The organism is Pseudomonas sp. Marseille-Q7302, from assembly GCF_965111925.1.
Genome location: NZ_CBCOPK010000001.1, coordinates 1,329,983 through 1,351,638, shown reverse-complemented (window position 1 = coordinate 1,351,638; position 21,656 = coordinate 1,329,983). Strand labels below are relative to the sequence as shown.

At 66.9% G+C, this 21,656-nt stretch carries 14 protein-coding genes and 1 pseudogene; 7 read left to right on the top strand and 8 right to left on the bottom strand.

The genetic code is table 11. The annotated features are described in order from the left end of the window. Positions 1-30: 30 nt before the first annotated feature. Both ACWPW1_RS06240 and ACWPW1_RS06235 read right to left on the bottom strand, forming a co-directional pair. Positions 31-2,304 carry an ATP-dependent DNA helicase gene (locus ACWPW1_RS06240; RefSeq protein WP_454252585.1) on the bottom strand — a complete coding sequence of 758 codons (2,274 nt, stop codon included), beginning with the start codon at positions 2,302-2,304 and terminating at the stop codon, positions 31-33. Beyond that, positions 2,301-3,962, bottom strand: coding sequence for a VRR-NUC domain-containing protein (locus tag ACWPW1_RS06235; protein ID WP_454252584.1), 1,662 nt, complete (start codon positions 3,960-3,962; stop codon positions 2,301-2,303). The genes ACWPW1_RS06240 and ACWPW1_RS06235 overlap by 4 nt, the downstream gene beginning before the upstream one ends. Before the next feature lie 185 nt (positions 3,963-4,147). On the opposite strand from ACWPW1_RS06235, the gene ACWPW1_RS06230 reads away from it, so the two are divergent. The 3 genes from ACWPW1_RS06230 (at position 4,148) to ACWPW1_RS06220 (ending at position 9,170) form a co-directional block, all read left to right on the top strand. Next, positions 4,148-5,425, top strand: a complete 1,278-nt coding sequence (locus tag ACWPW1_RS06230; RefSeq protein WP_454252583.1) for a glucarate dehydratase family protein — start codon at positions 4,148-4,150, stop codon at positions 5,423-5,425. 147 nt (positions 5,426-5,572) lie between these two features. Then, positions 5,573-7,852 (top strand): beta-glucosidase BglX, encoded by a 2,280-nt coding sequence (bglX, locus tag ACWPW1_RS06225; protein ID WP_454252582.1) that lies wholly within the window; start codon positions 5,573-5,575, stop codon positions 7,850-7,852. Between the two features lie 379 nt (positions 7,853-8,231). Continuing rightward, positions 8,232-9,170 (top strand): LysR family transcriptional regulator, encoded by a 939-nt coding sequence (locus ACWPW1_RS06220; protein ID WP_059313941.1) that lies wholly within the window; start codon positions 8,232-8,234, stop codon positions 9,168-9,170. 19 nt (positions 9,171-9,189) lie between these two features. On the opposite strand, the gene dld is transcribed toward ACWPW1_RS06220, so the two are convergent. From dld to ACWPW1_RS06205, 3 genes are all read right to left on the bottom strand, one after another. Continuing rightward, entirely contained in the window at positions 9,190-10,959 is a 1,770-nt protein-coding gene (gene dld / locus ACWPW1_RS06215; RefSeq protein WP_454252581.1) for a D-lactate dehydrogenase, read from the bottom strand. Positions 10,960-11,096: 137 nt separating this feature from the next. Beyond that, positions 11,097-12,383: an MFS transporter gene (locus ACWPW1_RS06210; protein ID WP_454252580.1), complete on the bottom strand. Its 1,287-nt coding sequence runs from the start codon at positions 12,381-12,383 to the stop codon at positions 11,097-11,099. 163 nt (positions 12,384-12,546) lie between these two features. Next, on the bottom strand, positions 12,547-13,683 hold the full coding sequence (locus ACWPW1_RS06205) for an iron-containing alcohol dehydrogenase (protein WP_271654138.1): 1,137 nt from the start codon (positions 13,681-13,683) through the stop codon (positions 12,547-12,549). A gap of 190 nt (positions 13,684-13,873) precedes the next feature. On the opposite strand from ACWPW1_RS06205, the gene ACWPW1_RS06200 reads away from it, so the two are divergent. The 3 genes and pseudogenes from ACWPW1_RS06200 to ACWPW1_RS06190 all read left to right on the top strand — a co-directional run bounded on the left by ACWPW1_RS06200 (position 13,874) and on the right by ACWPW1_RS06190 (position 16,811). After that, positions 13,874-14,626, top strand: coding sequence for a carbon-nitrogen hydrolase family protein (locus tag ACWPW1_RS06200; RefSeq protein ID WP_454252579.1), 753 nt, complete (start codon positions 13,874-13,876; stop codon positions 14,624-14,626). A 184-nt stretch (positions 14,627-14,810) separates the two neighbouring features. Beyond that, positions 14,811-15,950 (top strand): annotated as a pseudogene (locus tag ACWPW1_RS06195) (cache domain-containing protein); the annotation flags it as partial. Positions 15,951-16,103: 153 nt separating this feature from the next. Continuing rightward, positions 16,104-16,811 (top strand): methyl-accepting chemotaxis protein, encoded by a 708-nt coding sequence (locus ACWPW1_RS06190; protein WP_454253904.1) that lies wholly within the window; start codon positions 16,104-16,106, stop codon positions 16,809-16,811. A 69-nt stretch (positions 16,812-16,880) separates the two neighbouring features. On the opposite strand, the gene ACWPW1_RS06185 is transcribed toward ACWPW1_RS06190, so the two are convergent. The 3 genes from ACWPW1_RS06185 to ACWPW1_RS06175 are packed head-to-tail and all read right to left on the bottom strand — an operon-like array spanning position 16,881 to position 20,422. Continuing rightward, entirely contained in the window at positions 16,881-18,854 is a 1,974-nt protein-coding gene (locus tag ACWPW1_RS06185) for a BCCT family transporter (protein WP_454252578.1), read from the bottom strand. Between the two features lie 15 nt (positions 18,855-18,869). Beyond that, positions 18,870-19,805 carry an AraC family transcriptional regulator gene (locus tag ACWPW1_RS06180; protein WP_454252577.1) on the bottom strand — a complete coding sequence of 312 codons (936 nt, stop codon included), beginning with the start codon at positions 19,803-19,805 and terminating at the stop codon, positions 18,870-18,872. Between the two features lie 17 nt (positions 19,806-19,822). Beyond that, positions 19,823-20,422, bottom strand: coding sequence for a LysE family translocator (locus ACWPW1_RS06175; RefSeq protein WP_271654134.1), 600 nt, complete (start codon positions 20,420-20,422; stop codon positions 19,823-19,825). Between the two features lie 150 nt (positions 20,423-20,572). Here ACWPW1_RS06175 and ACWPW1_RS06170 point away from each other — a divergent pair, with 150 nt between their 5' ends. Next, positions 20,573-21,607, top strand: a complete 1,035-nt coding sequence (locus tag ACWPW1_RS06170) for a LacI family DNA-binding transcriptional regulator (protein WP_454252576.1) — start codon at positions 20,573-20,575, stop codon at positions 21,605-21,607. Positions 21,608-21,656 lie beyond the last annotated feature (49 nt).

Here is a 21,656-nt window from a genome sequence, read left to right as displayed (position 1 = left end):
TTGGGTTGAGCCCAGCGAAGCCCAACAGCCTCAGGCCGGCAACGGCTCCAACAGGGGCACCGTGCCCTCCTCCACCTGCCACCAACTCGGCAGCAGCGCCCGGACCTCGGGCTGGGTGAATCTGTCGTCGATGAGATAGAGGCAGCCGCGGTCCTGCACGGTACGGATCACCCGGCCGGCGGCCTGGATGACCTTTTGCAGGCCCGGATAGAGATAGGCGTAGCAATAGCCATCGCCGAAGCGCCGCTGCAGGCGCTGGCGCAGCTGTTCGTTGACCGGATTGAGCTGGGGCAGCCCCAGGGTGGCGACGAAAGCGCCGATCAGGCGGTCGCCGGGCAGGTCGATGCCCTCGCCGAAACTGCCGCCCAGAACGGCGAAACCGATACCACGGCCATCAGCCTGGAAACGGTCGAGAAAGGCCTGGCGCGCGGCTTCGTCCATGCCGCGCGATTGGCGCCACTGGGGGACGTCAGGTGCCAATTCGGCCAGGGCTTCGGCCACCTGGTCGAGGTAGTCGAAGCTGCTGAAGAAGGCCAGGTAGTTGCCCGGTCGCTGGCGATAGCGACTGGCGATCAGGGCGGCGATGGGTACGCGGGAGGCGGCGCGGTCGGCGTAGCGGGTGGAGAGCCGCACCAGGCGCACCTCCAGCTGCTCGGCGGCGAAGGGCGAAGCGACATCGACCCAGGCACTGCCAACCGGGATCCCGAGCAGGTCGCGGTGAAAATGCTGGGGAATCAGGGTGGCGGAGAACAGGGTACAGCTGTGCGCCGCCGCCAGCCGCGGACCGACGAAGGGCGCCGGCACCAGGTTGCGCAGATTGAGTTGCGACTGCGCCTTGCCGCGGCCCTTGAGCAGGGTGACGTCGAACAGCGAGTGATCACCAAAGGTCTCGCCCAGGCGCATGAACTGCAGCAGGTCGAAGAACAGCGTCTGCAACTCCGGCGCCGGGGGCTGGCCGGATTCGCCGAAATGCTCGGTGAGCAGACCCACCACCCGTTGCAGGGCGGTGAGGAAGGCGGCGGGCAATTCCGGCTGCACCTGGTAGTCGACCTGCTGCTCCTTGTGCAGGCGGTTCCATTCGCGATTGAGCGCCTGCAGGCTCTTGGCGATTGCCGGTGGTGCCACGCTCTTGCCGGCGGCCAGGCGGCGCTGGTCGAGGCTGGCACTGTACATGCCGCGGGCGCGGTCGAGCAGGTTGTGGGCCTCGTCCACCAGCACCCCGACCCGCCACTCCTGGGTCTGGGCCAGGGCATGGAGCATGGCGCTGCCGTCGAAATAGTAGTTGTAGTCGCCCACCACCACATCGCTCCAGCGCGCCAGTTCCTGGGCCAGGTAGTAGGGGCAGACCTCATGGGCCAGGGCGGTCTCCCGCACCCGCGCCCGGGTCAACTGCATGGGTTCGGCCAGGGCGGCCGCGCGGGCGGCCGGGAGGCGGTCGTAGAAACCTCGTGCCAGCGGACAGGACTCGCCATGGCAGGCCAGCTCCGGGTGCTCGCAAGCCTTGTCCCGCGCCACCAGTTCCAGCACCCGCACCGGTGCGGCCAGGGACTCCAGCCCATGCAGGGCCAGGGCGCGGCCGGGGGTCTTGGCGGCCAGGAAGAACAGCCGATCCAGGTTCTGCCGCGGCATGGCCTTGAGCAGCGGGAACAGGGTGCCCACCGTCTTGCCGATGCCGGTGGGCGCCTGGGCCAGCAGGCAACAGCCGACGCTGGCGGCCTTGTAGACGGCTTCCGCCAGCGGCCGCTGGCCGTGGCGGAAGTCGGCATGGGGAAAGGCCAGGGTCGCCAGCGCCTCATCGCGCGCGGCGCGATGGGCCAGCTCCTGGCGCGCCCAGGCGAGAAAGCGCGAGCACTGCAAGGCGAAGTGCTCAGCCAGATCGGCCGCCGTCCAGGCTTCGGTGAAGACGGTCTCGGCGCCACTGCCGATGTCGAAATAGACCAGCGCCAGGGTCAGCCCGGATAACTCACGACTCTGGCAAAGCAGATGCCCATAAACCTTGGCCTGGGCCCAATGCAGGTGACGATGGTTGCCGGGCTGGCGGTCCAGGCTGCCCCTGTGGGTCTTGATCTCTTCCAGGCGATTGGCAGCGGCGTCGAAGCCATCGGCGCGACCACGCACCTGCAGGTCCTCGAAGTCGCCCTGCAGGCTGACCTCGCGCTCATAGCCGGGACCGCGCCGCGCCGCCACCCGCTGGTGGCCTTCGATACCTTCCAGGGCGGTGGGCGACGGGGTGAACCTGAGATCCAGGTCGCCGGCCTTGGCGGTGAATTCGCAGAGGGCGCGAACGGCGATGCGATAGCTCATGCGGAGGTCGCGGCCACCTGCCACTGCACGTGGCAGACGCTGACCGGGATGTCGTGGGCGGCGAAGAAGTCCAGCCAGCGGCGCTGGTTGTCCTGCAGACGGTCGCCCGGGCCCTTGACCTCGATCATCCGGTAGCGGCCTTTCGCCGGCCAAAACTGGATCAGGTCGGGCAAGCCGGTGCGGTTGTTTTCCGGATCCTCCAGCAGTCGCTCGAAGCACAGCCGCAGGTGACGCGCCGGCAGGCAGGCCAGGGCCTGGTCGAGCAAGTCGCTGCCGAGGATGCCCCAGGCGACGAAGGGCGAGGCCAGGCCGCGCTTGGCGGCGAAACGCTCGCGGATCACCGCCGCGTAGGAGCCATCGTCCAGCCGCGCCAGGCAGGCGGCGAAGGCCTCGGCGCGGCGTTCGCGAAAGCCCGGCAGACGCAGGTCGGCCGGCTCGCGCTGATAGGGGTGGAAGAAGGCGCCGGGGATGGCCAGGAAGATGGCGTCCCAGCACAGCAGGCCGAAGAGGCTGGTAAGCAGGGTGTTTTCCACATAGTGCACCGGCGCCTCGTCGCGGCCCAGGTGCTCGCGCACCAGCCACTCGACCCGGCGCAGGCCGTCGTTCACCAGCTCGAAATCGAGGCGCTCCACCGGGCTGGCGGGGCGGCGTTTGTTGGGCGGGCCACCTTGCTTGCGCACCAGCCGCGGCAGGATACGCGCCACCTGCTGGCGCTCGGCGTCATGGGCCGGTGCGGCGGCGATGGCTTCCGCCAGCGCCTGGGCGGCGGGCCAGTCCTCCAGCCGTTCGAGCATGCGCAAAGCGCGAATACGCGACTCGGGATGCGCCGAGGCGGCATAGAGCGCCTGCGCCTGGGCCAGTTCGCCGAGGCGCTCGTGGTGCTGGGCCAGTTCGTGGAGCAGCTTGCCGCGGCGCAATTCCAGCCAGGTGTTGGCAAAGCGCTCGGCGGGCAGCAGCGGCAGCAGCTCGGCGGCTGGCAGGCCATCGCGCAGCGCCTGGCGACAACGCTGGATGTGTAGATAGGCGTCCACCTCATGGCGCTGGCCAAAGGCGCGGGATTCGGCACTGAAGGCCACCGTCTCGTACTGGAAGATGCCCAGATCGGCCAGCACGAAGTCGGTCCAGTCCTGGTGCAGATTGCCAAAGAACAGCAGGCGCAGGCGGTCGCAGAGATCCATCAGCGTCAGGCGCCAGACGCCCTCCTCCACCAGCTCCGGCACCGTGCCGGCCCAGCCGCTGAAGGCCAGGGGCGTGGCCTGCTCGGCCTCCAGCCGCGCCAGCCAATCTTCCTTGCGACCGGCCTTGGGCAGGCGGCTGCCAAAACAGCCGAGCAGTTCTTCCTTGCGCAGCAGGGCGAAGAGTTCGATCAGGTGCAATTCGGGATCGGAAAGCAGCCAGCCAAGGTCCACCAGCGGCAAGGCGGCGGCACGGGGGCAGCCGATCTCGCTGTAGACCAGCTTGCTGGCACGGAACACCTCGCCCTTGCGCATCACCAGGCGCACCAGCAATGCCCGTGAGGGCTGTGGCAAGTCGGCGAAGGCCGCGATGAAACCCTGCTCATGGTCGTCGAGCAGATCGGGATAGCGCAGGGCAACCCAGTCCAGTACCCGCTGGAAGTTGTGCAGATAATAGAGGGGATCTTCGAGCGGAGCGTTCATGACGACACGGGCAATAGGCGAGCGGCTGGCTATTTATCCAGCCCCGACCGGAGCGGGCAACCCTGAAGCGATGCGCGGTCGTTCGCCCAGGCGGTCGTGCGATTTCCAGGTTGAAGAAGCCGACCAGTAGTCATACGATGACTGACAAAGACCGCCGTCATAATTACAAGTCCAGGAGTCTGAGCGTGAAGATCAAACGCATCAAAGTCACCCCCATCGCCTTTCGCGATGCGCCGCTGCTCAATGCCAGCGGCATCCACGAACCCTATGCGCTGAGATCCATCATCGAGGTGGAAGGCGACAACGGCTACATCGGCCTCGGCGAAAGCTACGGCGACGCCCCGGTGCTGGCAGTGCTCAAGGCCATGGAAAGCAGCCTGGTCGGCCTCTCCGCCTGGGATCTCAATGGCCTGCGCGCGCGGGTGGTGGAGACCGTCGCCAGTCTCGCCGGCGGCGTGGTGGCCGGTGCGGAGCTGGCGCCCGGCTCCCATCCGAGCAAGCAGGTGGCCAATGCCTATTCCGCCTTCGAGGTGGCCTTCCTCGATCTGCAGGCACGCTCCCTGGGCATTCCGCTGGTGGAGCTGCTCGGTGGCGCGGTGCGCCGCGAAGTCCCCTTCAGCGCCTACCTGTTCCTCAAGTACGCCGAGCACATCGACGCCCCCTACCCGCCCGATCGCTGGGGCGAGGCCATCAGCCCCGAGCAGGTGGTGGCCCAGGCCGCGCGGATGATCGAGGAGAACGGCTTCCAGAGCATCAAGCTCAAGGCCGGCACCCTGCTTGGCCCGGATCACGAAGCGGCCTGCATCAAGGCGCTGCGCCAGGCCTTTCCCCAGGCACCGCTGCGGATCGACCCCAACGGCAACTGGTCGCTGGAAACGTCGCTGCGCATCGCCGAGGTCCTGGCGGGCGACCTCCAGTACTACGAGGACCCGACCCCCGGCCTCGACGGCATGGCCGAACTGCATCGGCGCACCGGCATTCCCCTGGCCACCAACATGGTGGTCACCGACTTCGACGAATTCCGCCGCAGCGTGGCCCAGAACAGTGTGCAGATCGTCTTGGCTGACCATCACTACTGGGGTGGCCTCCGAGACACCCAGATCCTAGCGCGGATGTGCGACACCTTCGGCCTGGGCGCCTCCATGCACTCCAACTCGCACCTGGGCATCAGCCTCATGGCCATGACCCACGTGGCCGCCGCCGTGCCCAATCTCGCCTATGCCTGCGACACCCACTACCCGTGGCAGGAAGAGGACGAGGAAGTCATCCAGGGCGGCAAGCTGCCGATCCGCAACGGCTGCGTGGCGATCACCGACGCCCCCGGCCTGGGTGTGGAGCTGGATCAGGAGCAACTGGCCAAGCTGCATGAGCAGTTCCTCGCCATCGACATCCGCAGCCGCGACGACGTGCGCCAGATGCGCAAGTACCAGCCGGACTGGGAGACGCGCAAGCCGCGCTTCTGACGCCTCCAGCAGCCCACCCGAGCCCGGACGACCGGCCCCGCGCCGGCCGTCGACGGCTCCGCCTCCCGCCCCTTCGCTGTGTACAATCGGCGGCGCACGACAGTGCCCAAGAACAACGAAAAAATACGCACAGGGAATCGGGGGAAGATGTTGAACGCACCACGCCTCACCGCACTCATGCTCGGCCTGGGACTGGCCATCGGCGCCACTCTCGCCTCGGCGCAAGACGCCGATCCGGCGCGCGCCTACGTCGACGCCCTGCTGGCGAAGATGACCCTGGAGGAAAAGATCGGCCAGCTCAATCTGGTGAGCGTCGGGCCGGACTATCCCAAGGAAGCCATCATGGCGGACATCCGCGCCGGCAAGGTGGGCGCCATGTTCAACACCGTGACCCGCCCCGACATCCGCCAGATGCAGGACCAGGTCGCGCACAGCCGGCTGAAGATCCCGCTGTTCTATGCCTATGACGTCATCCACGGCATGCGCACCATCTTCCCCATCAACCTGGGCCTGGCCAGCACCTGGAATCTCGACGCCATCGCCACCAGCGCGCACATCTCCGCCATCGAGGCGGCCGCCGACGGCCTCGACCTGACCTTCTCCCCCACCGTCGATGTCACCCGCGAACCGCGCTGGGGCCGTGCCTCCGAGACCTTCGGCGAGGACACCTGGCTGACCTCGCGCATCGGCGCCACCCTGGTACGCGCCTACCAGGGCAAAGACCTGCGCGCGCCCGACAGCCTCATGGCCAGCATCAAGCACTTCGGCGGCTATGGCGCAGTGGAAGCCGGGCGTGACTACAGCAACGTCGACATGAGTCCGCAGCGGCTCATGCAGGACTACCTGCCGCCCTATCGCGCCGCCGCCGAGGCCGGAGCCGGCGCGGTGATGGTGGCCCTGAACAGCATCAACGGCGTTCCAGCCACGGCCAATCGCGGGCTGCTGCAGGACCTCTTGCGCAAGGACTGGAACTACCAGGGCCTGTTGATCAGCGACCACGGCGCCATCAACGAACTGGTCTTGCACGGCGTGGCCAAGGACACCCGCGACGCCGCCGAGCAGGCGCTCAAGGCCGGTGTCGAGCTGAACATGCACGACGACGTCTATGGCAAGCAGCTGCCCGCCCTGCTGGCGGCCGGCAAGGTGACCCAGGCCGAGATCGACCAGGCCGTGCGCGACATGCTCCTTACCAAGTACCGCCTGGGCCTGTTCGACGATCCCTATCGTCGCCTGCAGGGCCAGGATCCGGTCGACACCAACGCCGAATCGCGCCTGCACCGCGTCGAGGCGCGCCAGGTGGCCCGCGAGAGCCTGGTGCTGCTGAAGAACGAGAAGGCCGTCCTGCCGCTGCGCAAGGGCGCCACCCTGGCCGTGGTCGGTCCGCTGGCCGACAGCCCGCGCGACGTCATGGGCAACTGGTCCGCCGCTGGCGTGGCCGCCCAGGCGGTCTCCATCCGCCGTGGGCTGGAAAACGCCGTGGCCGGCCAGGGCAAGGTGCTCTATGCCAAGGGCGCCAACCTGCTGGACGACCGCGATGTGCTGGCCTACCTCAACTCCTATGAACCCGCGGTCGCGGTGGACCCGCGCAGCGCCAGCGAGTTGATCGCCGAAGCCGTGGCCACCGCGCGCCAGGCCGACGTGGTGGTGGCCGTGGTCGGCGAGTCGCAGGGCATGGCCCACGAGGCCTCCAGCCGCGCCCGCATCAGCGTGCCCGACACCCAGCGCGAGCTGATCAAGGCGCTCAAGGCCACCGGCAAGCCGCTGGTGCTGGTGCTGATGAACGGCCGCCCGCTGGCCCTGGAATGGGAACAGGAGCAGGCCAACGCGCTGCTGGAGGCCTGGTTCCCCGGCACCGAGGGCGGCAACGCCGTGGCCGATGTGCTGTTCGGCGACCACAACCCGTCCGGCAAGCTGACCATGACCTTTCCCCGCGAAGTGGGCCAGGTGCCGCTGTACTACAACCACCTGAGCAGCGGCCGGCCCTTCGACGCGGCCAAGCCGAACAAGTACACCTCGCGCTACTTCGACATCGTCAACGGTCCGCTCTACCCCTTCGGTTACGGCCTGAGCTACACCACCTTCGACGTCTCGGCGCCGCAGCTGTCCAGCGCCACCCTGAAGAAGGGCGACACCCTGACTGCTCGGGTCACGGTCAAGAACACTGGCAATCGTGCTGGCGCCACCGTGGTGCAGCTCTACCTGCACGACGTGACCGCCTCCCTGGCGCGACCGGTCAAGGAGCTCAAGGGCTTCCAGAAGGTGATGCTGCAACCAGGCGAAAGCCGCGAGCTGGACTTTCCCATCACCGAGGCGGACCTGCGCTTCTACAACAACGACCTCAAGCTGGTCTCGGAACCGGGCGAATTCAAGGTGATGGTCGGCCTGGATTCGGAGCGGGTGCGCGAGGGAAGTTTCACGTTGCTCTAGGGGGCTGCCCTCACCCCAACCCTCTCCCAAAGGGAGAGGGGGTAAAGCGTGCATCTTGATACCGCCCCACCTCCCTTCACGCTTTTACCGCCCCCTCTCCCAGGGTGAGAGGGGATAAAAGCGTACCTCTCGATGCCGCCGCCTCCCTTCGCGCCTTTGCCGCCCCCTCTCCCTCTGGGAGAGGGTTGGGGTGAGGGAAAGGGTACGCACCTTGAATCCGGCCCGCTGGGCTTTGCTGCGCTCAACCCAACCTACACAGGTTCCGTAGATTGAGTTGCGGGCGTTCTATCGCCACAGCCCAGCAAACCGAGCCAAGCCGCGTACCTGCTGCTTATTGTTAAGGATCTGATCGCAGCCACTGCGGTATAACCTTCGATCAATGAAGAATCTCGCCAGTCTCAACTCCATCATGTCCCGCCTGCACGCCAAACAGCTGCGCCTGCTCATCGCCCTGGCGGAAAAGGGCTCGCTGCTCAATGCGGCGGACGGCCTGGGGCTCACGCAGCCGGGCGCCAGCAAGGCGCTCAAGGAGCTGGAATCCACGCTGGGGGTGGAGTTGTTCCTGCGCACCAACCGCGGCCTGCTGCCGACGCCGGCCGGCACCTGCGCGATTCGCTTCGCCCGGCTGATCCAGGCCGACCTGGACAACCTGCGCCATGAGCTGCACGCCATCGCCAGTGGCTCGGGCGGCAAGTTGGCCATCGGCACCATCATGGGCGCCGTCCCCCTGCTCACCCATGCCATTTCCCGGCTGCTGGAGCTGCAGCCGCGGCTGTCGATCGAGGTGGTGGAGGACACCAGCGAGAGTCTGCTCGGCCTGGTCGATCAGGGGCGGCTGGATGCCGCCATCTGCCGGCTATCGGTGAGCGACAAGCCCGCTGCCTACGACGCCCTGGTCATCAAGGACGAGTCCCTCGCGGTCATCGCCCATGCCTCCCATCCGGCGGCTCAGCGCGAGCGAGTCGAGCTGCAGGATCTGTCGGACAGTCGCTGGGTGGTCTATCGGGCCAACATGCCCATGCGCCGCACCTTGGAGCACGAGTTCTTCGAAGCCCAGCTGCCGTTTCCGCTGCACCTGATCGAGACCACCTCGGCGCTGACCACCCTGTCGCTGCTGAGCCGCAATCCACGGCTGGTGGCCCTGGTCTCGGTCGAGGTGGCGGACTATGTCTGCCAGCATGGCCTGGTCAGTCGCCTGCCGCTGCAGCTGAGGTCCCACAGCGAGCCCTATGAGCTGGTCTCGCGGCGCAGCGCCCAGCAGAATCCGGCGTTCGAGCTGCTCGTCGAGTCGCTCTACGCGATCCAGCAGGAGACCTGAGCACGCTCGGGAACAGCGGTCAGGGCGTGTCGCTGGTCTCCGCAGGCTCCGCCCTGGCAACGGCAGCGGCCGCGGCGATGGCCTCACCGGCATGCTCGGCGCAACACTCGTCCTGCCAACGATAGCGGCGCGTCAGCCGACCGATGCCGGGATTGAAGGCATTGGTCGGATCGAGCTGGCGATAGTGCCGCTCCAGTTCGGGCGCCGCCTCGTAGAGGTGGCCGACATTGTGCTCGGCCGGATAGCGGGCGCCGCGGGCATCCAGCAGGGCCAGCAGGCGCCGCTTGAGCGCCGCGCAGTCGTGCCCCTTCTTCACCAGGTACTCCTGGTGCAGCACGTGGCAGAAGAAGTGCCCGCAGTACATGGTCACCTCGATCTGTTCCGCCAGCTCTGGCGGCAGGGTCTCGAACCAGTCCTGGGTGTTGCGCGGCAAGGCGATGTCCAGGGCGAGGATGTCTTCCACGGTATCCCGGTGCACCGCCCGGTAGCGATTCATGGCGTTGCCGACCGCGAAGCGATTGAGGAAGGCGGCGTTGCCCTCCTCCACGCTGCACTCGATGAAATCCGCGTCCGCGCTGGGCAGCCAGGCCTGCAGATAGGCACGCGCCTCGTCGATGCCCTCTTCGCCCATCTTCAGCAGCAGATGATGCTCGAAGCGCTCGGCGAACGCATTGAGCCGCGCCGGCAGATGCTCGGGTAGCGGCGCGGCGAGGCGTTGCAGGAGTCGGTCGCCGAGCTGGGCGCTCAGGCCCAGGCGTTCGCTCAGGGCATCGAAGCGGGTCTTCCAGGCAAAGGCCTGGGGCACCCGCTGCGCACCGCAACGCTGGATGAAGAGAAACAGATCCTTGCCGTAGGTGCGACTCAGCTCATAGGCCGTGCGGTGCATGTACTCGCCGGCGATTGGCAGAGAGGTGAAATTGACCAGGATGTGCCGGCGAATGGCTTCGAGATCAGCGGCTCGGTTGGAGCCGATGTAGAACACCCGGGTGTTGCGATCAGCGGCAAAGGTATCCAGGCGCAGGGCGAACACGGCGACCTTGCCCGCCGAGCCCGACGCCTCGTACAGCCGCCGCGGGTCGGCGTTGTAGCGGGCCGGCGTAGCGGATGTCACGTCGCGAACGTGGCGAGCGTACTCGCGATCGGAGGCCATGGCCCCGGCCGGGTCCTGCACGGCGCTGTCGTCGAAACGCCCCTCGTCGAGCCGGCTCAGAATCTCCTCGGGGGTGTCGCCCAATTTCAGGCCCAGATGATTGACCAGTTGCAGCTGCCCGGCTTCGTCGATGCGGGCGAATAGCGACAGCTGGGTGAAGGCCGGGCCGCGGCGGATCAGCGAGCCTCCGGAGTTGTTGCAGACGCCACCGGTGATGGAGGCACCGATGCAAGTCGAGCCGATCACCGAATGCGGCTCGCGCCCCAGGGGTTTCAGGGTCGTTTCCAACTGGCTCAGGGTCACGCCCGGCTGGGAAACCACCTGCTCGCCCTGGCGCAGCAGGGCCAGGCGGGTCAGGCGCAGGGTGTTGATCAGCACCACCGGGCGGTCGTAGCCCTCGGCCACCGGGGTGGAGCCCCCGGTCAGGCCCGTGTTGGCCGCCTGGCAGATGATGATGGTCCCGGCTTGGTGACAACGCTGCAGCACCCGCCACATCTCCAGCAGGCTGCCGGGCTGCACCACGGCGAGTACCGCCCCGCCGCCATAGCGGATTCCCAGGCGGAAGCGGCGGGTCGCGGCGTCCCCCTGCAAGACGTGGCGACGCCCGACGATGGCTTGCAACTCACTGACCAGATCCATGACGCCCTCTTCGCTGGCAAAGGAAACGGGAGCGAGCAAAGGCCGCTCCCGCTCGGAAACGCGCGGGTAGCGCCGGCGCGATTACTCGGCCAGCATCCCGGCATTCGATGGCACGGGCCGCCGGGTCACCCACAGCATCAGCGCCGCACACACCAGCAGGCAACCCCAAGCAGCATCAGGCCGACCTGCGCCGAACCGAACAGGGTCGTCAGCAGGCCCAGCAGATAGGGCCCGGCGAAGCCGCCGAGATTGCCGAAGGAGTTGATGAGGGCGATGCCGGCTGCGGCGGCAGCGCCCTGCAGGAAGGCCCCGGGCAGTCCCCAGAACAGTGCGATGGCGCTCAGGCTGCCACCTACCGCGAAGGCGACGCCCAGGATCATCAGCAGCAGCTGCTGGGGGAAGGCCGCGCAGAGGATCAGGCCGATGCCGGCCAGTATCGACATCAGGGCGCCATAGGCACGCTGGTTACCCGTGCGCTGGGCTTGGCGGGTCACCCAGACCATGGTCACCGCCCCGAACACATAGGGGATGGCGGTGATGAGGCCGATATCCAGAACCGAGGCCACCCCGGCGTTCTTGATGATGGTCGGCACCCAGAAATTGATGCCGTAGTTGCCGAGCATCAACAGCACGTAGATGGCGGTCAGCAACCAGATGATGGGCAAGGCAAAGAGCCGCTTGAAGGGCACGCTGACCTTCTCCGAGGCGTCCACGGCGAGGCGCCGGGTCAGCTCAGCCTTTTCCTGCACGTTCAGCCACTTGGCATCCTGGATGCCGTTGTCCAGCAGGCAGAGCACCACCACCCCGATCACCACGGCCGGTATGGCCTCGATGACGAACATCCACTGCCAGCCCGCCAGCAAGCCGCTGCCGCCCATGTAGTGCATGATGGCGCCGCTGAGCGGACCGCCAAAGATGAAGGACACCGGATTGCCGAGGATGACGATGGCCATCATGCGGCTGTGCAGCGCCGAGGGAAACCAGTAGGTCAGGTAGAGGATGACCCCGGGAAAGAAGCCGGCCTCGCAGACGCCAAGCAGAAAACGCAGGCCATAGAAAGCCATCTCGTTGCTGATGCCCAGCAACTGGGCGATGGGACCGGTGAAGGCCATCAGCGACGAGACCAGGCCCCAGGTGATCATGATGCGCGCGATCCACAGCTTGGCGCCGACCCGATGCAGCATCAGGTTGCTGGGAACCTCGAAGATGAAGTAACCGATGAAGAAGATGCCGGCGCCGAGGCCATAGGCCGCATCGGACATGCCGAGATCGCTGAGCATGGCGAGCTTGGCGAAGCCGACGTTGACCCGGTCGAGATAGGCGATGATGTAGCCGAGCAGCAGCAGGGGCAGCACCCGCCAGGCAACCTTGCGATAGAGCGGATCGAACTGCACCGTGGGTACGGCGGTATCAGGATTAGCCATGAGGTTTCGCGTCCTTTAGTTGTTGTGATTGCCGCGCGAGGGTCTTGCATAACGGTCGTCTGTCATCCGCATCCTGTTGCCGCCCCGAACGGATTCGAGGACAGGCGGCAGGCCTGCGGACGACACGGCAGCGGAAAGGCTTTCCGCTACGGATGTCCAGGCCTCAGAACGAGGCCTGGATCAGCTGGGCGTAATCATCCGCCGTGGCTTCCCGGGGATTGGTCTTGTGGCTGTGATCGGCCAGGGCGCCAGTGACGATGCGCGGGATGAGCGCCTTATCGACGCCCATCTGCGCCAGGCCCGTCGGCAGGCGCAGGGCCTCGGCCTTGTGCGCCAGCGCCTGTTCCACCGACAACTGCGCGGGCAGCTGCATGGCCTGGGCGAGCCGTTCGAGTTTTTCCTCGCGGACCACCGACTCCGCCCCCCGGTTGAAGGCGACCACCGCCGGCAGCAGCACCGCGTTGAGGGTGCCATGGTGCAGGCGCGGATCGATGCCCCCCAGCGAATGGCTCAGGCTGTGCACGCAGCCCAGCCCCTTCTGAAAGGCCAGGGCGCCCTGCAGCGAGGCGCTGAGCATCTGGGTGCGGGCTTCCAGGTTGCTCGGCTCATTGAAGGCCAGCTCCAGATGGCGCCACGCACGGCGCAGGCCATCCAGCGCGATGCCCTCGGCCGGCGGATTGAAGCCGGGAGCGAGAAAGGTCTCGATGCAATGGGCCACCGCGTCCATGCCCGTGGCTGCCGTCAGGTGCGGCGGCAGGCTGAGCGTCAGCAGCGGATCGCAGATCGCCACGCGGGGGATGACATGGGGCGAAAGGATGCCGACCTTGCGACCATCATCGAGAATGATGATGGCGCCTCGCCCTACTTCGCTGCCGGTGCCCGCCGTGGTCGGAATCGCCACGATGGGCACCGTCGCCGCGGTGATCCGCGCCAGCCCGCCCTCGATGACCGCGAAGTTTTTCAACGGCCCCGGATGGCGCGCGGACACGGCGATGGCCTTGGCCAGATCGATGGGCGAACCGCCGCCAACGGCGATGATGCCGTCGCACTCTGCTTCCAGAAAACAGGCCACCCCCTCGCGAGTAGCGGCTTCGGTGGGGTTGGCTGGGGTAGCGTCGAAGACCCGGTAGGCGGCCAGGGAATTCATGTCCAGCAGCTGCTCGATGAGACCGGCCGCCACCACGCCACGATCGGTGACGATCAGCGGTCGCTGGAAGCCCAGGCGCGCGCTGACTTCGGCCAGCTCCGCGGCACAGCCGGCGCCGAAGCGGATCTCTGTTACATAGTTGATTATCGCCATGACCCGTCCTGTTATTCTTGAAATTGATAGACGGCCCGACTATAGCGAGGCCCTCCCGCTCTAAATACTGAGAGATGGCGATAGCGGTATAACCTGAAGGCAACCCGGAGCTGGCCGGGCGACGAGTACCTCCCACCCCGCTATCCTCTGTCGGCCCTTCCCGGCCACCTCGGCGTCCCCTGGAGTCTCGATGCCCAGCCCTACCCTCGCCGCCGCCCAATCCGCTTCGGTCCCCGGTGACCTCGCCGCCAATCTGCGCAATCACCTCGACTTCATCGCGGCAGCCGCCGAGACCGGGGTGACGTTGCTGCTGTTTCCCGAGTTGTCCCTGACTGGCTACGAGCCGACCCTGGCGGCGGCGCTGGCACTGGAGCCCGCCGATATCCGTCTGCTGCCGCTGCGCGAAGCTTGTCGCGCAGCTGGGCTCACGGCCGTGGTCGGAGCGCCGGTCCAGGGTCCGACGGGGCTGCAGATCGGCGCCTTGATCCTGGGGGCGGACGGCAGCTGCCGCGTCCATACCAAGCAATACCTGCATCCGGGCGAAGCGCCGCCCTTCGTGCCGGGCAGCGGTGGCGAGCTGCTGGAGCTGCCAGGGTTGAAGGGCGCCCTGGCCATCTGCGCCGACAGCAACCAACCCGCCCACGCCGCTGCCGCCCGCGCCCGAGGCGCCGACCTCTACCTGGTCTCGGCGGTGATTGGGGCGACCGGCTATCCCGCCGACAGCGCCCAGTTGGCGGACCATGCCCGGCGCCTGGGCATGGCCGTGCTCATGGCCAATCATGGCGCTCCCACCGGTGGCTATGCCTGCGTGGGCCGCAGCGCCTTCTGGCAGGCCGACGGGCACTGCCTGGTAGCGGCCCCCGGGGACGGTCCCTGCCTCGTGGTGGTCCGCCGGCAAGGAGACGACTGGCAAGGTGAAAGCCTGCCGCTGTCGACCTGGTAGAACCATCGATCAAAAACCGGCCACAGGGTCACTTCACGACCTGTCACAGCGCGCGGTATCCCATTCACCCTGCGACTAAAGGTCACACATCAGACGCCGATAAGGCTCTGACATCCGCCTTTCCCACGACCGCATCGGATGCCTTTCGCAGCGTGAACGACGCTGTAACCGCAGGAGCGACATCATGGCCTTGAATACCGTTCGGACCCGCTACACCCTGATCTTTCTAGGCTTCATCGGCGCCACCCTCGCTGCCACCGTCATCGGCATCCGTCTCTGGGTGACCCCGGACCTGGTCGCCGCCGGTGAGTCCACCGTGCTTACCCGGGTCAACGAGGTCGGCACCCGCATCTATCGCGAACTCAACCAGATCCAGGCGCAACAGCGCTCCATCACCCAGGCCGTGCCGCTGCTGGACAGCGCCGCCATCGACCGGGTGCTGCCCGGCCTGGTGGACCAGTACGGTGACACCAAGGTGTTCGGCGGTGGCATCTGGCCACTGCCCAACCAGCGCGAGCAGGGCCGCGACAAGTTCAGCACCTTCTATCACCGCGATGCCAGCGGCAAACTGATCGTCAATACCCACTGGAACTCGCCCGAGGCGCTCAACTACTGGGAGCAGTCCTGGTTCCAGGCCGGCCTCAAGGGTCCCGCGGGCCAGTGCGTCTGGGCCGCCGCCTACAAGGACGCCGCCAGCGCCGAGCCGCGCACCAACTGCGCCATGGCCATCCAGCGCGACGGCAAGGCCTTTGGCGTGTCGACCGTCGACCTGACCCTGGGTTTTTTCAACCCGCTGGTGGAGCAGCTGCGCAAGGATCTCGACGACACCGACATGATGATCGTCGAGGCCGATGGCAAGATCCTCAGCAACCTCAGCGAACTCGGGGATTCGCAGATCCTGAACAACGTCTCGGCCTATGCCGCGCGTTCGCCCTTCGTCGCGGCGATCCAGCAGAATCTCGGCAAGCTCAAGGGCGAGGCCGTGGTGCGTGACAACTACGTCGACGAACACGGCACGCCCCACACCTTCTTCCTGCGCCCCCTGGCCGGCACGCCGTGGCTGCTCGCCACGGCGCTGCCCACCTCGCTTATCGCCGCGACCAACACCGGCATCCTCAAGACCCTGGCGGCGATCCAGTTGCCGCTGGTCCTGCTGCTGGTGGCGGTCATGGTGCTGGCGCTCGGCAAGCTGATGGGTCGCCTCGGCCTGCTGCAACGCAACATCGAATCGCTCTCCGCTGGCGATGCCGACCTGACCCGGCGCATCCCGGTGCACGGCAAGGATGAAGTGGATGCGGTGGCGGGCGCGGTCAACGGCTTCATCGGTTATCTGCAGCGGCTGATCGGCGAGGTGGGCGACGCCACCGACCGCATCGACACCGGCCTCAAGCAGCTCCATGGCCAGGCCCAGCAGAACGGCGCCATCCTGGCCCGGCATGCCAGCGAAACCGACCAGGCGGTGACCGCCATCACCGAGATGAGCGCCACCTCCGACTCCGTGGCGCGCAGCGCCAGCGACACCGCCACCCTCACCCAGGCCGCCAATGGCCAGGCCGAGCGCTCCCGTGCGGTGGTCCAGCAGGCCTCGGTCAGCGTCCTGGCCCTGGTGGATCAGGTGGAAGACGCCACCCTCAAGGTGCAGGCCATGCAGGGCGATGCCCAGCGCATCAATGACGTGCTCGGGGTGATCGGCGAGATCGCCGGCCAGACCAACCTGCTGGCGCTCAACGCGGCCATCGAGGCGGCCCGTGCCGGCGAGCAGGGTCGTGGCTTCGCGGTGGTAGCCGATGAGGTCCGTGCACTGGCCGGTCGTACCCAGCAGAGCACCGCCGAGATCAACGAGATGCTCGGCCGACTGCAGCAGGGGGTGAGCTCCGCGGTAGCGGCCATGGAAGTGACCAAGACCAGCTGCCAGAGTACCGCCGAGAAAACCCGCGAGGTCACCTCTGGCCTGGACGAGATGAACGGTTCGGTGGTGCGCATCAGCGACCTGTCGACCCAGATCGCCGCGGCGGCCGAAGAGCAGAGCGTGGTGGCCGGCGAGATCAACCAGAACATGGTCGCCGTGCGCCACATGGTCGACGACCTGGTCACCAGCGGTCAGCGCACCGCCGAGAGCACCGCGGCGGTGCAATCATCCAACGAGCAGTTGATCGCCGTGGTCCGGCGGTTCCGGGTGAAATAAAAAAGACCGCTGCCAGTTCGGCAGCGGTCCTTGGTATCAGCGGACCGGGCGCAAGGCCCGGTCCTCGTTTCAGCCCACCAGATGCAGGAAGTGCATGTGGCGTTCGTACTGGTCGAGGATGTCGCCGATGACGTCCTCGCGCGACCAGCCCATGACGTCATGGTCCTGGCCACCCTCGCGCAGATAGACCTGGGCGCGGAAGTACTTGCGCTCGTCGTTCGGCTCGCTGCCCATGACGAAACTGGGCATGGCATAGGCATGGGGCCTTACCTGGTAGACGAACTCCGGCTGATCGGCCGGGCCGACTCTCAGGCGTACACCGCCATCGTCACGGTCCTCGACGTTGCAGATATAACCCTGCTTGCGCCATTCCTCGGCCACGGCCAAGCACGCCGGTTTGGCGACCTCACTGATGAAGCGCACCACGTGGCTGCGCCGCGGGAACATCGCCAGGCCACGCAGGCGACGCTGCCAACCGCCGGGCGATCTCATGGTCGGCGGTGAAATGCTCAGCGCCTGGTGGCGCAGGCCACGCTTGGTAGCGTCCAGCTTGAGGGCCTTGAGCAGGCCACGCATACTGAACAGCAGCGCGATGGTGAACGGCAGGGCACTGGCGATGGTGGCGGTCTGCAACGCCTTGAGGCCACCGGCCAGGAGCAGCGCGATGGCCACCAAGCCCATGCTGGAGGCCCAGAACACTCGCTGCCAGACCGGCGTCTGGTCCTTCCCGCCCGAGGCCAGCATGTCCACCACCATGGCGCCCGAGTCGGCCGAGGTGACGAAGAACACCACCACCATGACGATGGCCACCATGGAGATCACGCTGTGCAGCGGGAAGTGCTCCAGGAAGGCGAACAACGCCAGGGAGCTGTCCTTGTTTACCGCGGCGGCGAGATCGGTGAAGCCGTCGGTGAGGATCATGTGAATGGCGGTATTACCGAACACGGTCATCCACAGCAGGGTGAAACCGGCCGGTACCAGCAGGACGCCGGAGACGAATTCGCGGATGGTCCGACCCCGGGAGATACGGGCGATGAACAGGCCGACGAAGGGCGACCAGGCCAGCCACCAGCCCCAGTAGAACAGCGTCCAGCCGCCGATCCAGTCGGTGGGCTGGTAGGCATTGAGGTTGAGGGTGCGGCTGACGATTTCGCTGAGGTAGCCACCGGTGTTCTGCACGAAGGTCTGCAGGATCAGCACGGTAGGACCGAGCACGATCACCGAGATCATCAGCAGCAGCGCCAGCCCTAGGTTCAGCTCGGACAGTCGGCGGACGCCCTTGTCCAGACCGGTCGCCACCGACAGCGTAGCCAGGGCGGTGGTGATGATGATCAGGCCGATCTGCACCGGCACCGAGATGGGCACGCCAAACAGGGCATTGAGCCCGGTGTTGATCTGGGCCACGCCAAAGCCGAGCGACGTCGCGACCCCGAGCACGGTGCCGATGATGGCGAAGATGTCCACGGCATGGCCGATGGGACCGTAGATGCGCTCGCCGATCAGCGGATAGAGCGCCGATCTCAGGGTGAGCGGCAGACCGTGTCTATAGCTGAAGTAGGCCAGGATCAGCGCAACGATGGCGTAGATCGCCCAGGCGTGCAGGCCCCAGTGGAAGAAGGTGATCTTCATCGCCTCACGAGCGGCATCGATACCACCGCCAGCGCCCACGGGCGGCGAGAGGAAGTGCATCACCGGTTCGGCGACGCCAAAGAACATCAGGCCGATGCCCATGCCCGCCGAGAACAACATGGCGAACCAGGTGGTGCTGCTGTAATCGGGCTCGCTATGGTCGGGGCCGAGCTTGATGTCGCCATACCGGCTGACGCCCAGAAAGACCACGGTGCCGAGAATGATGGCGACCGCGAGAATGTAGAACCAGCTGAGATTGCCGATGATCCAGGTCTGGACCGTCCCGAACACCTCCTGGGCGTTGGCCTGGAAAACGCTGGCGTAGAGCACCAGAGCCAGCAGGATGCCGGTCGAGGTCCAGAACACGGGGGGACTGAAGGTGTTGCGAGCGGCGGATTCTCCTTGGCCGTTCATAGACTGAGCTCCTGTTCATGAAGTGCGCACAGGTTGACCCCCGTCGCCACCAATCGTTTCGCTCGCCGCGCCTGGATGTCGGTCATGAAGGCGTCTAGCGTCGTAGCCTGTACCTGGCAAAGGGGCGCCGGGATTCGCAGCCAGGCCACGATACCAGCGCGACGGCGCCATGCCGAAAGTTTGGCGGAAATGCCGATTCATATGACTTTGATCGCAGAAGCCCGCCGCCACCGCTGCGTCGACGAGACTGCGGCCCAGGCGGACCTCCAGGCGCACCCGGTCCAGACGACGCAGGGTCAGGTAGCGGTGCGGACTGGTGCCGAAGTAGGCGCGAAAATCGCGGGTCAGACTCCAGCGATCACGTCCGGTGCACTGTGCCAGGTCATCGAGGGTGACGGCCTGGTCGAGATGGTCCTCCAGGTATTCGCGGGCGCGCAGCGCGGCGGCGAAGTCGACCCGGCCACGACTGGGCCAGGCCTGGCAGACCTCCGCCAGGGTGGCGACCAGTCCATAGAGGGCATCGTCGCGCCCCAGGGCATCGGGGTGCTCGTCGAGGGCGGCGAACACCGCATCGGTAGCCCGCGCCAGGCGCGGATCCAGGGAAACGCCCTCGCGATGGAAGGGCAAGGGCCGCCCGCCGAGGATGTCCTGCACCAGGGCCGGCGGCACATAGAGCATCCGATAGCGAAAGCCGCAGGCGGCACCGGCGCGGCCGTCGTGGACCTCGTCCGGGTGAAAGACCATGGTCTCGCCCGGCAGGCTGCTGGCCTTGGCGCCGCGATAGGAAAAACTCTGCACCCCGGCCAGGGTGCGACCGATGGCGTAGGTCGCATGGCGATGGGGATTGAAGGCGTGGCCGCTGAAAAAGGCTTCGATGGATTCCAGCTCATCGAAGGCCGGAGCGTGGCGTACCCAGTCCGTGGCACCGGGTAGTTCGATCTGGGTACTCATGGCGACTCCTCCGGCGCTCAGCCTAGCAGACCGCGCCACGCATCATGGAACAGCAGCAGGGCGCAGCCGACCAGGCTCAGCCCCAGCAGCAGGTTCACCCCGCGCAAGCCGCGTCCTTGCACCAGGTAGCGCCCGAGCAGCGCCCCGAGCAAGGCATAGCTCGCCGGGGCGCCACCCGCCGACAGGGCCAGGGGCAGCGACCAGAGGACGATCTTGCCTCCCGTCACCTGAGCCGCCGGAAACATCACCGTGGCGATGGGCAGCACCGCCAGCCAGCCCTTGGGATTGAGTCCCTGGATCAGCAGGCCGCTAGCGAAGGTCAGCCGCGTTGCCCCGCCCTCTTCGTCCGCCGTTGGTGGTGCGGCCCGGGCGATGCGATAGCCGAGGTACAGGCAGTAGCCGCCGCCCAGCAGCGCCAACCAGGGCAGCAAGGCGCCCGAGACCAGGGCCGCACCGGCGTAACCCAGCGCCAGGAACAGGATCAGCATGGCGCAGCCCACCCCGGCATAGAAACCCAGGGCCTGCCGGGCCTGGCCCTGCAGGCCGGCGTTGAGACCCAGGGCGTTGACCGGGCCGGGGCTGTACATGACGCTCAGGGCGTAGAGGATGATTTCCAAGGGACACCTGCCAGAGACCGAAAGGGAGGCCCAGGCTAGCCACTGCCCCAGGTCCCTGGCTTGTACGTTCGTGGCTGTCCGCTGCTTCACCTTGAGAGTCATCATACAACCCGGCAGAATCGAGGCTCCCATCCGTAGCGGAGGTCTCCCTTGTCCAGCGATCGCAGCGCCCCGCCCTGGCGTGGTCGCGCCGACGGCAAGCCACCGACCCTAAAGGACGTCGCACGCCTGGCCGGGGTCTCGCCGATCACTGTCTCCCGTACCCTCAACCAACCGGAAATCGTCCGTCCGGTGCTGCGCGAAAGGGTCTTCCGCGCGGTGCGCGAGAGCGGCTACCAGCCGGCCATGCTGACTACCGGGGCGATGCCCCAGGACAGCCGGCTGATCGCCGTGCTGGTGCCCACCATCGTCAATTCCATCTTTGCCGACACCGTGCAGGCACTCATGCAGACCTTGACCGAAGCCGGCCACCAGACCCTGCTGGGCCTGACCGACTATTCCGCGGAGCGTGAGGAGCAGTTGCTGGACATGCTGCTGCGCCGCCGTCCCGATGCCATGGTACTGACCGGCACCCTGCACACGGCAGCCAGCCGCCTGCGTCTTTCCCAGGCCGGCATCCCGCTGGTGGAATGCTGGGACCAAGGCGAGCGGCCGCTGGACATGCTGGTGGGTTTCTCCCATGCGGCGGTGGGCTGCGCCATCGCCGCACAACTGCTGGAGCGCGGCTATCGCCGCTTCGCCAGCCTGACCCTGGATGATCCCCGGGGACGCCTGCGCCGCGATGCCTTCCATGCCGAACTGGCCCGCCAGGGACTAGGCACGCCGCCCGAGGTCAGCCTGCCGCCACCGGCCACGCCGGTACTGGGGCGCGAGGGCCTGGCTCGCCTGCTGGATGCCGGCGAACACCCGGAGGTGGTGGTCTGCAGTTCCGACACCCTGGCCCATGGCGTGCTAGCCGAGGCCCATGCCCGCAACCTGCGGGTCCCAGAGGACCTGGCCGTGATGGGCTTCGGCAACCTGGCCAGCGCCGCCCACCTGATCCCGGCGTTGAGTACCGTGGACGTGCGCGGCGCCACGATGGGTACCTGCGCCGCCGCGGCCCTGCTCGCCCGCCTGGCTGGCACAGAAGCACCGCTGCGGCTGGATACCGGCTTCGAACTGGTGCTGCGTCAGAGCACGCGCTAGCGCTTGAATGATTGCGTAATCAGCTTAGCGTCCATGACTCCTGTCTCGC

Bases quoted from the DNA above. Each gene is read 5' to 3' on its own strand.
- ACWPW1_RS06240 (WP_454252585.1), bottom strand. From the start codon at position 2,304: ATGAGCTATCGCATCGCCGTTCGCGCCCTCTGCGAATTCACCGCCAAG.
- ACWPW1_RS06235 (WP_454252584.1), bottom strand. From the start codon at position 3,962: ATGAACGCTCCGCTCGAAGATCCCCTCTATTATCTGCACAACTTCCAG.
- bglX (WP_454252582.1), top strand. From the start codon at position 5,573: ATGTTGAACGCACCACGCCTCACCGCACTCATGCTCGGCCTGGGACTG.
- ACWPW1_RS06220 (WP_059313941.1), top strand. From the start codon at position 8,232: ATGAAGAATCTCGCCAGTCTCAACTCCATCATGTCCCGCCTGCACGCC.
- dld (WP_454252581.1), bottom strand. From the start codon at position 10,959: ATGGATCTGGTCAGTGAGTTGCAAGCCATCGTCGGGCGTCGCCACGTC.
- ACWPW1_RS06210 (WP_454252580.1), bottom strand. From the start codon at position 12,383: ATGGCTAATCCTGATACCGCCGTACCCACGGTGCAGTTCGATCCGCTC.
- ACWPW1_RS06205 (WP_271654138.1), bottom strand. From the start codon at position 13,683: ATGGCGATAATCAACTATGTAACAGAGATCCGCTTCGGCGCCGGCTGT.
- ACWPW1_RS06200 (WP_454252579.1), top strand. From the start codon at position 13,874: ATGCCCAGCCCTACCCTCGCCGCCGCCCAATCCGCTTCGGTCCCCGGT.
- ACWPW1_RS06190 (WP_454253904.1), top strand. From the start codon at position 16,104: ATGAGCGCCACCTCCGACTCCGTGGCGCGCAGCGCCAGCGACACCGCC.
- ACWPW1_RS06185 (WP_454252578.1), bottom strand. From the start codon at position 18,854: ATGAACGGCCAAGGAGAATCCGCCGCTCGCAACACCTTCAGTCCCCCC.
- ACWPW1_RS06180 (WP_454252577.1), bottom strand. From the start codon at position 19,805: ATGAGTACCCAGATCGAACTACCCGGTGCCACGGACTGGGTACGCCAC.